We start from the raw sequence: 11,626 nt of genomic DNA on the forward strand, positions 1-11,626 counted from the left end.
TTAGTGAGTAGCTGAATGGTCCACGTGGGCGCGGACGGCGGTGCCGGTCTCGTCGAGCCAGGACTGTGAACGGGCGTAGTTGATCATCGCGTCGAACTCCTCATCCCACTCAGGGTCATCGATGCGGGCGTGATCGCGCAGCTCGGAAATGCTCAGCCAGGCGTGCTCGCCGTCGAGGCGGCCCAGGCCGGTGCTGGTGAGCACCTGGTCGACGTCGTCCATCGTGACGCCGCGTGCCTGCACGGCCAGGGCTTTGAGGTCGTGCTTCTGCTCCACCACGAGTCCGGTGTCTGCGGTGATGGCAACGATCATTCCGGTGACTCCTCGCTGTCGTCCGTGTCGAAGATCCGGGTGTGGAACTCGTCGTTGAGCTCCTGGACCTGATCTTCGAGCGCGTTGAGGTCGTGGGCCGGAAGGCACGAGCTGCGGGCGTTGAGCGCGGTGTGACTGCCCTCGGAGGTGAGCGAGACGATCTCGCCCCCGTTTTCCTCGTCCAGCCAGGTGAGCGTGGTGTATCCGGCCATGGATGCGGGTCTGTCCGCCTCACTGTAGCCCACCGCGCCGAAGAGGTCATCACCGGTGTCGGCCACGAGCACCGGATCGAGATCCTGTACTGAGAGGTTGTCCATCACGATGCGGGCGGCCTCGGTGGGCAGGGCGCCATGATCGGCGGTGGTCATGCCGAGGGTGGTGCTGTCTGAGGGCTCCCCGGACTCGCTGGGCGCGCTCGGGGTGGTGGTGGGAGTGGGGGACGCCGAGCCCGCGGCGTCGAGTACCTCGTCGGGCACGTCGCAGGAGATCACCCGGTAGGGGCGGTTGTTCGGTAGCGGCATGCGTAGGCTCTCGCCACCGGCGTCGATCATGGACTCCACCATGGTGGTCAGTGCGGGGAGCGCCTCGGCTGCGTGCTGTTCGGCCGGGCGCAGCTGCAGAAATTCTGTGGCTTCGTCGTCGAACGAGACCAACCCGTTGGTGGACTGGGCGGCGTCTTCGGAAGAGTCCGCGCTCGCCGACGGTTCGGCAGTGGAGGAAGACTCAGCGTCCGCGCTGGGGGAAGTCGACGGGGTGGCGTTGCTGAAGTCGTCGAGGTTGTCGAGACCTTCCAGGGCTTCGCCGCAACCGGTCAGCGCCAGGGCGGCAACGGAGGCGAGGGCGCAGGTGGACAGCGCAGCGCGCCGTCGTCGTGGGGCACGTTGAACAGGGGCGGGTGCGAGTGTCATGGGGAAGTCCTCGTCAACAGGGTGCTCGGTGCGTCAGTGCGTACCAGTCTACCGGCCCCGCGTTACTTGCCCGATGCGCCGGTCTTGATGGGGGAACAGGTCTTGTACCCGGAGACACGTATGGTGGCGTCCGTGTTTCCCGCGCTCGGTGTGCTGTTCGGCGTCGGTGTCTGGTGGTACTTCCGCAGGCTCGCTCAGGTCCCGCAGTAGGTGACGAACCGCCCGAACGTCTCCGGGGCTGGCAAAGCGTAGCGCTCGCGGCCCGGCTGCTCCGCGAACGGGTACCGTTGGACCTCCAACAGACTGAGGAACGGCGCCAGATCACGCTCGGCGGTATCCCCGAAGTCCAGCTCGCCGGTGGCTGCGGCCAGGGCGTCCTCGACCAGGTGGTTGCGCGGAATGTAGATCGGGTTGGTCCGGTCCATCAGCTCCGGATCCGGGCCCAGCTGCTGCCAGTCCTCCACCCAGGCGTGAAATTCTGCGTCGTCGGGAACTACCTGTGCCAGCGTGGCCGGAATCTGGTCGGCGGGCACCTGTGCCGCCGTGGCGAGGATGCGGAAGAACGAGGTGTAGTCGGTGCGGTGCTGGGCCATCAGGGCGAACAGCCGATCGGTGAGATGCTTGAGCACATCGTCGTTTGTTGTCGCACTCAACCCGAGCTTGGTGCGCATCCCGTCAAACCATGCCTGCCGGTGCGCCTCGGCAAAGTCATTCAGCACCTGCTGGGCGGCCTCGATGGCGCGGTTCGGGTCGTCGTCGATGAGCGGTAGTAAAGTCTCCCCGAGGCGGGCCAGATTCCATTCGGCGATGGGCGGCTGGTTGCCGAAGGCGTAGCGCCCCTGGTGGTCGATCGAGGAGAACACGGTGCGCGGATCGAATTCGTCCATGAACGCGCACGGCCCGTAGTCGATGGTTTCCCCGGAGATCGTCATGTTGTCGGTGTTCATGACCCCGTGGATAAAGCCGAGCTGCATCCACTGTGCAACCAGTTTCGCCTGGCGGTGAGCGACCTCCCGGAACAGAGTGAGTGCTGCCGGATCCTCGGGATGCTGTGCGACGGCGTTCGGGTAGTGCCGGTGCAGCGACTCCTCGACCAGTCGTGCGACCAGCCCAGAACTCTCGGCGTTCTCAGCACTGGACTCCAGGGCGTGAGCATATTGGAAGCTGCCGACCCTCAGGTGGCTGGACGCGACCCGCACCAGCATGGCCCCGGGACCGCCGGTGTCTCGGTACACCTCGCGGCCGGTGGTGATCACCGCCAGGGCGCGGGTGGTGGGCACGCCGAGCGCGTGCATGGCTTCGCTGATCAGGTACTCGCGCAACATCGGGCCGAGCACGGCCTGCCCGTCAGCGGCACCCCGGGCGAAGGGGCTGCGCCCCGAGCCCTTCAGATGCAGGTCCAGGGTGCGCCCCTCGGCGTCGGTGATCTCACCGAGCAACAGCGCCCGGCCATCACCCAGCCGCGGCGAGTACATGCCGAACTGGTGGCCCGCATAGCCCTGCGCCACCGGTTGAGCATCCTCAGGCAACGCCTCTCCTGTCAGAAAGCGCAGCCCGTCCGCGGTGCGCAGCCATTCGACGTCGAGCCCCAGATCCTGAGCCAGCTCCTCGTTGAGGATCACCAGCCCCGGGTCGTGCGTGGCCTCGGCCTGCCACGGAATGGACAGCTCGGGAAACGCCTGCGCGAAGCGGGCGCTCAAGGTGATCGGGGCGCTGGAAACAGCCATACGGCCATCGTAGACCCGCGGTCAACCGCTAGACTCACACCGGGAACGGTATACAGAGGAGGGTCGATGCCCCCGGTGGAGAATCTCTCGCTCGAGGACGGAGAGCTGCGCACGGTGGCCGGACGTGCCGGGCTGATTGCCGCGGATCTCGAATCCGACGGTGCCCTGGTGGGCGTGGACGGCGCGGTCAGCACGGCCATGCCCGGATCGCGGGCCCGCGCCAGCTACAGCCAGGCCTTAACCGCCGTCAACGAGGCGGTTTCCGCACTGGCGGAGGGGGTCACAGAGACCGCAGGCAACGCAGAGTTCGCCGAGGTTGACTTGCTCAGCCAGGACCAGGCCGGTGTGACCCGGCTGTTCCCTGGGGTGGGAACGGGGCCCACCCCATGAGGTGGGAAGACGTGCGCCGCTGGAACGCCGAGCCACTGCTGCGAGCCTACGACGAATTTCTTCTGCGCGAAGGAACAGCCGAAACCGCAGGCCAGGACCTGTTTCGCATGGCCGGAAGCATCGTCTCGACCGGGGAGACGGCCACGGCGCTGCGCACCCGGCTGACCGAGCTGCGCGCCGATTCCGACCTGATCGAGGCGCTACTCAGCGACGGGGTGACGGCACTGCTGGTGGCCAGCCAGGGGGTCGGGGAGATCGAGCAGCACGTGCGCGAATGCTATGCGAGTGCCACCGAACAGGGCCTCGTGCTGCACGACGACGGACGAGTATCCATCGCCGAGTCGACCTTCGCCAGGGCGCGCGAGCAGAGTGAGCGGATGTCCGAAGAGTACGGGTACTCGATGCCGGTGGAACACACCCCGGCACTGACGATCGCCATCAGCCACCGCATCTCGCTGGAAGAGCGGATCGAACGGCTGCTGGGCACCGCCGACGACGTCGACACAGACCTGGCCACTGCGTTGGACTCTTTGGCCGACGGTAACGCCAGCGACACCGCCGTCGAGACCTCTCAGCTCACCCCGAACCAGCTACCGGATCTGAGTCTGCTCACCGACGCGGGCACTGCAGCCGAGGTGCGCGGGGTCTGGGATAGTCTGGACGCCACCACCCAGCAGCGCTTGCTCGAGGAGCATCCCGAGGTGCTCGGCAACCTCGACGGGATCCCCTTCCAGGACCGGGTCACCGCAAATAGCATCACCATCGACGAAACGGTGGGGGAGATCGACATCGAGATTGAGGACATCCAGCAGCAACTGGACGAACTGGATCTCACCACGATCACCAACCGGGCCGACGCGTACGAGTACGTCAACACGAAAAACGATCTGGAGGGGCGCCTCGACGAGCTCATCCCCGAGCGCGATTATCTGAACAGTCTGCTGGCCCCGGGTAGTGGCGCAGTGCTTTTCGACCGCGACAACGACCGGATCATCCAGGTGATGGGGGATCTCACCCAACCCGCCGACGAGGTCATCACACATGTGCCGGGCACCTCCACCACCTGGGAGAGTTTCGTCGACGGTTCGGTGCAGAACATTCCGCAGTACATGGTGGAAACCGGCGCCGAGGATGGGCAGAACGTCGTCGGGTTCGCCGTCAAAGATGGCCCGTGGGTGACCTGGACGGGCGAGCGCAGCAATATCAGCAGCAACAGCATGCAGGAGCTCGGCGACCGGGTGCACAGCTTCACCGACGCCGCGGGACTCGAGAACAGTTTCCGCGACGCCGAAACCACCGGCACCGGGCACAGTGCGGGGATGACCGTGCTCTCCGGGGCGGAACAAGCCGGATCGCACTATGACAACGTCATCTCGCTGGCCGGCTCCTACACCGTGAACGACTGGGAAGCGAACCCCACCACCGAATACGATCACATGCAGTACGGTTGGGACGCCATCAACGCCGTGGACGTGGCCAAGTCCAACACACCGCACCAGATGACCGATACTTTCGAACAGCACCATTTCGAGGGGGAGCCGAACCGCTTCTGGATCTTCCCCCGCGGAGTAGAGCACCACACGCGCATGCAGCAGGGCCCGGCCACGAACCAGGAAGTGCTCGATCAGATCTATCTGGAGGCGATGAACTGATGACGACGTCGCAACCCCCCGGCGGCGAGCCGCTCACGTTGCCACAGGCACGGAACACCGCGCTCGAGCTGGTGGCTGAGGCGCTAGCGCTCGTCCCGGAATCGGTGCGAGCCGCAGCCGATCAGCAACCGCCCCGCCCCGGTGAAGTGGCCCGCACCCTGGTGCCCGGCGATGTGCTGGACGGGCCCCAGAACCGGTCCGAAGCCGAGGGAGCCCGACGCTACCAATACCCCGGCGGCGGCTCCGTGACGGTGCTCCCCGGCACCGACGTCCACCGCCTGGCCACCGAGATCATCGACGAGCTCGAACAGCGCCCCGGTTGGTCCGCCCAGCAGCGCTCACAGCCCTCCGCCCATCTGAGCGATCAGCGAATTCTCACAGCCCCCGGCGGCTACGCGGTCTCGGTGCTGCCGATGCGTGCGGAGACGCAGCAGCCATTCATCCGGGTTTCCGTGCTGAGCCCCGGATTCACTCCGCCCGTCGATTTTTCCCCGCACCGAAAGTACTGACCCGCCATGTCCTTCCCCCGTTCTCGACGTCGACGCCCACTACATTCCCAGGGTGCTCTGCTCGTCCTGGGCCTGACCGCACTGGTGTTGGCCGGCTGCAGCATCGGATCCACCCCGAACGAGGCAGAAGAGCTGGCGCAGCTCACCCCTCAGCAGGCGCGCGATGGCAGCGTTGAGTTACTCGAACAGATCCAGGCTCGGGTGCCCGCCGAGGCGATCGATGACGCTGAGCCGCTGCCGCGTCCGGGCGAAATCGAGCGCAGTCTGATCACCTGCGAGGACCTGCTGGGCAGTGATGTCAATTCCAGCTCTACCGAGGAACGTGGGGTCACCTATCCAGCCGGGGCCTCGCTGCGGTTGACCGACGACGCCGACGGGGAGGCCCTGGCCGAGGACCTGCTGGACGCACTGGAACAGGACGAAGGCTGGACTGCCTCCGAACGCACCGTCACCGTCGACGGTGAGGAACAGGCCAGCCGCAGCCTCACCACTGATGACGGCTACCTCATCACCATCCGCGCCCGCTCTGACCGCGACGGCGACCCGCTGCTCAACGTCAACGCCTGGAGCCCGTGCTTTGCCCTCGGCGAGGAGTACAGCATCCACGAAAAATACTGAGTTCGAGGTCACGGAGAATCACCGTTTCCAAGAAATTCCGATCGCGGAGTTGCTAAGTTACTCGAGAGAAGGTTAGATGTAACCCAGGTCACACCGACCTGTGGCGGGCGTCACTTTCGTGTTGCCGGTCGTCGCTGTCCGACTTTCTTTAGGAATCTCATGAACGCACACCATGCCGCACGGCAGCAAGGGTTGATGCATACCGTCATCACCGTGCTCCTAGCCTTATTCCTCATCGCAGGCCTTGCCCTCTTCGCCTTGTTCAGTGGCCAGGTATCCAAGGGAGCCGCCCAGCTGAACGAGGGGATGGGTCAGGCCAAGGATGGCATCAGTGAACTCGACGACGGAGCCGGCCGGGCCGCTGAGGGTGCATCCGAGCTGGCCCAGGGCGCCTCCGACCTCAATGACGGAGCCGCCGACCTCAAGGACGGCACGAGCACTGCGCACCGCGGATCTCAAAGCGTGACTGCGGGTGCGGAAGCCCTGGCCGAAGGATCAACGTCGCTGTCTGATGGAGCGGGTCGCGCGGCGGAGGGTGCCGCGGCGCTCGCCGAAGGCGGCCAGGCACTTGGTACGGGCGTGGCGAAGGTTGCCGATGGCGCGGGGCGTGCAGATGTTGCCGCGAAGAAGCTCGACGACGGGGCCGGTCGACTGGTGACCGGTGCTACCTCGGCTCACGAGGGTGCGAACCAGCTGGGTGCCGGAGCAGCAGAGCTCGGCGAGGGCGTAGGCGTCCTCGCGAACGGCGCGGGTCGGCTCGATGAGGGTGTTGGCCAGGTCGACGCCGGGGCTAAGTCTCTCGCTGACGGCGGACAGGAACTGGGTGCCGGGGCCGGTGAACTCAAGGACGGCGCTGGCCGACTCGCGGACGGTGTATCGCAGGTTGACGCCGGTGCCGCGAGCCTGGCCGAAGGTGCGCAGGCCGCTGCCGAGGGTGCTGGCACCCTTGCCGGTGGTGCCGCCCAGGTCAACGACGGCGCGCAGCAGCTTGGCGCCGGTGTGGATTCCGCCAAGACGGGTTCCGGCGACCTGAAGGAAGGCCTCGATACGTTGTCGGCCGGAATCGGACAGGCTTCCACCGGTGCAGACGAGCTTGCTGCCGGTTCGACAGAACTCAAGGCCGGTACCGCGGCCGCTCTCGATGGCGCGCGCCAGCTCGCCGCCGGTGCGGCCGAGGCCGGTCCGGGGTCCCAGCGACTCAGCGACGGTGCGGCTCAGGTCAGCGCTGGTACGGCGGAGCTCTTGCAGTTCGCCAAAGACAACCCGGCCGTTCCGGTGGGCATGCTCCTCGCTCAGCTCGAGGAGCTGAACAGCGGTGCAGGCCAGGTCGCTGACGGTGCCGCACAGCTCGCCGCGGGTAGCGGGCAGTTGCAGGACGGAACCTCTCAGCTCGCCGCTGGCCTGGAAGAGGTCGACGCCGGAGCCGCTCGTCTCGAAGCCGGTTCAGGCGACCTGTCGGCAGGGCTGAAGGAGCTCAATGCTGGCGGTGCGGAAGCCGCCGAGGGTGCAGGCGCGCTCGACGCCGGTCTGGCTCAGATCCAGGCAGGATTCGTCGGCGACGGCGACGAGAACCCGGGCCTGCTGGCCGGCACCGCGCAGCTGGCTGAGGGTTCAACCCAGCTTGCTGAGGGTAACGGTGAACTGGCCAGCGGTGCCGGCAAACTGCGCGAAGGCACCGGTGCGTTGGGTCAGGGCGCGGGCGAACTCGTCGCCGGCACCGACCAGCTGGCCCAGGGCGCAGGTCGCCTTGCCGACGGTGCAACCCAGCTCAAGGCGGGTACCGGCGAGCTGAAGACCGGCTCGGGTGCCCTGGTTGCAGGTACGGGCGAGCTGCAAGCCGGTGCGGGACGCTTGACCGCGGGTGCTCACGAACTCGCCGAAGGCAACGGCGCCATCGCCGAAGGTGCTGGCACGTTGCGGTCCGGTACTTCCGAGCTCGCGTCCAAGACCCCGGACCTGAAGAAGGGTGCGGACGACGCGGCTGCCGGAGCGCTCAAGCTGCGCGATGGCGCCAGCGAACTGCAGAACGGCAATGCACAGCTCTTCGAGGGCGCGCTGCAGCTCCAGGACGGTGCCGACCGGCTCACCGAAGGCTCCGGCAAGCTCGAAGACGGCCTGAAGAAGCTCGACACCGGCGCCGGTGATCTCGGAGAGGGGACGACGCGGCTCCATGCCGGAGCCGATGAACTCGCTGAAGGCAACCAGGCTCTCGCCGACGGGACCACCCAGCTCGCGAGCGGATCGACCGAGCTGGCCTCGGGCACCGAGCGCCTCGAGGGCTCCACCCGGGCCGCGTCGGTGACGGAATCCCCGTCCGGTCTGTTGCTCCTGGTGCCGCTGGTGCTCCTGGCTATCCCGCTCGTGCTCTTGTTGCGGGCCCGTCGTCGCCGGGTGAGCTGACCGCTAGCTCAACTCACTCAACACACGTCACTCAAGAAGTGACTAAACCTTGATCCACCGATGAGCATGCTTGGTACTGGTACGTAATTAAGAACGAAATGCCCGTCTGACCGGGAAGAATGGCACTTGTTCAGGGTTCCGTTCCACCGCGATGAGAGGGCATCTCGCAGATGCAAGTTTCCCACACCCGTTCCGCACTGTCAGCTTCCTTCGACGAGCCGAACCTCATCGGCTCCGCCGGACTGGTCCCGATGATGGAGCTGGCCGCCGAGGCCGGCCTGCACCAGCTGGCCAAGGGGCGATTGACGGTGCCGACCGACAAGGGCGCCAACGCCGGGGCCAAGATCGCGGCCCTGGTGGCCGGCATGTGCGCCGGAGCCGACTCGATCGACGACATGGCCATCCTGCGCCACGGGGCGATGAAACGAATCTTCAACGCCTGCTACGCGCCCTCGACCCTGGGTTCGTTCCTGCGTGCGTTCACCTTCGGGCACGTCCGCCAGCTCGACGCGGTCGCCTCCGGACTGTTGGCCAACCTCTCCGTCAGGGCATCGGTGCTGGGAAGCCCCGGCGCCGGACAGTTCGTCTATGTGGATGTGGACGACACGATCATCGAGGTCCACGGCTATCAGAAGCAGGGCTCCGGGTACGGATACTCGGGCGTGCGTGGACTCAACGCCTTGCTGGCCACGGCGAGCACCGAGACTGCGGCCCCGGTGATCTTGGGTCAGCGTCTGCGTCGCGGAGCGGTGGGCTCCCCACGCGGGGCCTGCCGGTTGATCGCCGACGCGCTGGCCACGCTCAAGCGACTGCCTCCGGACTCTGGCGCCCGGATGTTGGTCCGTGCCGACTCGGCTTTCTACGGGCACGCCACCGTGGCCACCGCGTTGAAAGCCGGTGCCGACGTCTCGGTCACCGTGCGGATGAATCTGGCGGTCAAGGCCGCCATCGCCACCATCGCCGACGATGCCTGGACCGGCATCGAATACCCCGAGGCGATCTACGACGAGACCACCGGCACCTGGGCCTCCAAAGCCGAGGTCGCCGAGGTGTCCTTCACCGCGTTCACCTCGAGAAAGAAAGCCGAACGGATCCCCGGACGGCTGGTGGTGCGCCGCATCCCAGAACTGAACCTCAGGCAGGACGACGGGCAGCCGACGTTGTTCGACACGCACCGGTTCCACGCCTTCTTCACCACCGTGGATCCGGAAGTGTTGGACACGGTGGCCGCGGACCGGACCCACCGGCAACACGCGATCATCGAGCAAGTCAACGCCGACCTGAAAGACAGCGCCCTGGCCCACCTGCCCTCCGGCCACTTCGGGGCCAACAGCGCCTGGCTGGTCTGCGCGGTGATGGCCTACAACCTCACCCGCACCGCCGGGATCCTCGCCGCCGGCACCTTCACCAAAGCCCGCACCGGCACCATCCGGGCCAGACTCGTGAACATCCCGGCCCGAATCGCCTCCAGCGCCCGCAAAATTCGAATCAGACTGCCCGAGGCCTGGCCCTGGCAACAGGGACTCGAACGGCTCTTCACCGCCATCCACCCGCCACCACAATCGGCATAGCCAACCGACCGAACGCTGCGCCCCGGCACGACCGAAGGACCAACAGTGGAACACCACCGGCAGCGAGGCCGGTTACTTCCTCACGCCCAAAATCGATTCACCCGGTGCTTCCGGAATCACACTCCGGCCTGAACCCGCGTCGGTGGATCGAGGCTAAAACAGCACCGCGGTGGGGTTCCAGCCAGGGGCTCCACCGCGGTGCTGTTTGCTGTGCTGACTCAGTGTTCGTGGGTCTCCAGATCCAGGTTCTTAGACTCCCGGGTCAGGATGATCGCGACGGCGGAGACCACCGCCATCCCGGCCAGGAACCAGATCACCGGCGTCACCGAGACGCCTCCGGTGGAGGCGTACAGCGAGGCCAGGATGGTGGGGGTGAAACCCGCACCGATCAGGGTGGCGAACTGGTAGCCCAGCGAAGCGCCCGTGTAGCGTGCTCCGGTACCGAACTGCTCCGAAATAAACGCGGCCAGCGGGCCGTAGATCACCGCGTGCAGGGCCAGCGCAATGGTGAACGCCAGCAGAATCAGCGCCCAGCTGCCCGACCGCAGCAGCCCGAACATCGGGTACAAGAACGCTACGAACAGCACCACGCCCACGAGCATGACCGGGCGGCGTCCCACCTTGTCGGAAATATGGGCAAAGAAGACGACGAAGAAGATCGAGGCGACCGAGGCGATCGCGAAGGCGTAGAGCACGTGGGAGCGTTCGGCGCCGTAGTCGGTGGCGTAGCTGACCGAGAAGGTGGAGAGCAGCACCTGCAAGATCGGTAGCTTCGGCTTCTCCTTCTTCTGCTGGTCCGCCTGCTCCATGGCCGCGCTGAAAATCGGCGATTCGGAGATCTTCGAGCGCACGATCATGCCGATGATCAGCAACACGAACGACAGCAGGAACGGCACGCGCCAGCCCCACGCGAGGAACTGGTCCTGCGGCAGCACGGCGGCGAAAGTGCCGAGCACGAAGGTGCCCAGAGCCGCACCGCTGGGTGCGCCAGCGTTGGTAAACGACGCCGCAAATCCGCGCCGGCCCTTCTCGGAGTGCTCCAGCGCCATCAGCGCAGCGCCACCCGATTCACCGCCGACGGCGATACCCTGGCACATGCGTAGCAGTACCAGAATCACGGCACCCCAGGAGCCGATCAGCTCGGCCGGTGGCACGAGGCCGATCAGCGTGGACGCCCCGCCCATGATGAACATGGAGAGCACGAGCATTTTCTTGCGGCCCAGCTTGTCGCCGAAGTGGCCGAAAATCGCCCGCCCAAGGGTCGCGCCAGATAGCCGGCGGCGAAGGTGCCGTACGAGGCGATCGTCGCGGCCAGCGGGTCTAGTCCGGTGAAGAAGATGTACGGGAACACCAGCGCCGAGGCTGAAGCGTAGAGCAAGAAGTCGTAGAACTCGATGGTCGAGCCCAGGTAGCTGGACAAAATCACGCGACGAGATTCGCGCCTTTTCTGGGCCGGGTCGAGGTGATCAATCGCGGCCGTTGCCGACGACGTCGACGTGGGGTGCGCTGCGGAAGTGCTCATGTCTTCAGCTCCTTGGT

9 protein-coding genes and 1 pseudogene are annotated in these 11,626 nt (G+C 66.3%); 6 read left to right on the plus strand and 4 right to left on the minus strand.

The window, feature by feature from the left end:
* From O1A05_RS05685 to O1A05_RS05695, 3 genes are all read right to left on the minus strand, one after another.
* Window positions 1-312 (minus strand): hypothetical protein, encoded by a 312-nt coding sequence (locus O1A05_RS05685; protein WP_270107081.1) that lies wholly within the window; start codon window positions 310-312, stop codon window positions 1-3.
* The gene (locus O1A05_RS05690; protein ID WP_270107082.1) at window positions 309-1,220 is read right to left on the minus strand and encodes a hypothetical protein; all 912 of its coding nucleotides are present in this window, start codon (window positions 1,218-1,220) and stop codon (window positions 309-311) included. The genes O1A05_RS05685 and O1A05_RS05690 overlap by 4 nt, the downstream gene beginning before the upstream one ends.
* Before the next feature lie 194 nt (window positions 1,221-1,414).
* Window positions 1,415-2,947 (minus strand): protein adenylyltransferase SelO, encoded by a 1,533-nt coding sequence (locus O1A05_RS05695; RefSeq protein WP_270107083.1) that lies wholly within the window; start codon window positions 2,945-2,947, stop codon window positions 1,415-1,417.
* 66 nt (window positions 2,948-3,013) lie between these two features.
* Between O1A05_RS05695 and O1A05_RS05700 the strand changes: the two genes are divergently transcribed.
* The 6 genes from O1A05_RS05700 (at window position 3,014) to O1A05_RS05725 (ending at window position 10,087) form a co-directional block, all read left to right on the plus strand.
* Window positions 3,014-3,337: a hypothetical protein gene (locus O1A05_RS05700; RefSeq protein ID WP_270107084.1), complete on the plus strand. Its 324-nt coding sequence runs from the start codon at window positions 3,014-3,016 to the stop codon at window positions 3,335-3,337.
* Window positions 3,334-4,989 (plus strand): hypothetical protein, encoded by a 1,656-nt coding sequence (locus O1A05_RS05705; protein ID WP_270107085.1) that lies wholly within the window; start codon window positions 3,334-3,336, stop codon window positions 4,987-4,989. The genes O1A05_RS05700 and O1A05_RS05705 overlap by 4 nt, the downstream gene beginning before the upstream one ends.
* Complete coding sequence (locus tag O1A05_RS05710; RefSeq protein ID WP_270107086.1) at window positions 4,989-5,498, plus strand: hypothetical protein; 510 nt, start codon at window positions 4,989-4,991, stop codon at window positions 5,496-5,498. Before O1A05_RS05705 ends, O1A05_RS05710 begins: the two co-directional genes overlap by 1 nt.
* Before the next feature lie 6 nt (window positions 5,499-5,504).
* Window positions 5,505-6,116, plus strand: a complete 612-nt coding sequence (locus O1A05_RS05715) for a hypothetical protein (protein ID WP_270107087.1) — start codon at window positions 5,505-5,507, stop codon at window positions 6,114-6,116.
* A gap of 159 nt (window positions 6,117-6,275) precedes the next feature.
* Window positions 6,276-8,516, plus strand: a complete 2,241-nt coding sequence (locus O1A05_RS05720; RefSeq protein ID WP_270107088.1) for a hypothetical protein — start codon at window positions 6,276-6,278, stop codon at window positions 8,514-8,516.
* Between the two features lie 170 nt (window positions 8,517-8,686).
* The gene (locus O1A05_RS05725) at window positions 8,687-10,087 is read left to right on the plus strand and encodes an IS1380 family transposase (RefSeq protein WP_270105289.1); all 1,401 of its coding nucleotides are present in this window, start codon (window positions 8,687-8,689) and stop codon (window positions 10,085-10,087) included.
* A gap of 218 nt (window positions 10,088-10,305) precedes the next feature.
* On the opposite strand, the pseudogene O1A05_RS05730 reads toward O1A05_RS05725, so the two are convergent.
* Window positions 10,306-11,609 (minus strand): annotated as a pseudogene (locus O1A05_RS05730) (MFS transporter).
* Between the last annotated feature and the right edge of the window lie 17 nt (window positions 11,610-11,626).

The sequence above is a fragment of the Citricoccus sp. NR2 genome, assembly GCF_027594385.1.
GTDB lineage: Bacteria > Actinomycetota > Actinomycetes > Actinomycetales > Micrococcaceae > CmP2.